The sequence below is a fragment of the Thermodesulfobacteriota bacterium genome, from assembly GCA_025062045.1.
Taxonomy (GTDB): Bacteria; Desulfobacterota; Syntrophorhabdia; order Syntrophorhabdales; family JANXAF01; genus JANXAF01.
Window position 1 is genome coordinate 300 of sequence record JANXAF010000026.1, and the last position, 248, is coordinate 547.

General features: G+C 48.4%; 1 rRNA gene. It reads right to left on the bottom strand.

Features of this window, described 5'->3' with window-relative positions:
• Positions 1-95: 95 nt before the first annotated feature.
• Positions 96-248: ribosomal RNA gene (locus tag NZ583_09030) — 16S ribosomal RNA — on the bottom strand; the annotation flags it as partial.

Here is a 248-nt window from a genome sequence, read left to right on the forward strand (position 1 = left end):
ATGCCCTTACTATCTTGACCCACTTTCTCTTCTTGTCAAAGATCAAAAAACAAAAAAATTTATAAATTCGGTAAGCCCTGTCAACATCTCCTTAGAAAGGAGGTGATCCAGCCACAGGTTCCCCTACGGCTACCTTGTTACGACTTCACCCCAATCACCAGCCCCATCTTCGTTGGCTGCCTCCCTTAAGGGTTAGCTCACCAACTTCGGATGAAGCCAGCTCTCGTGGTGTGACGGGCGGTGTGTAC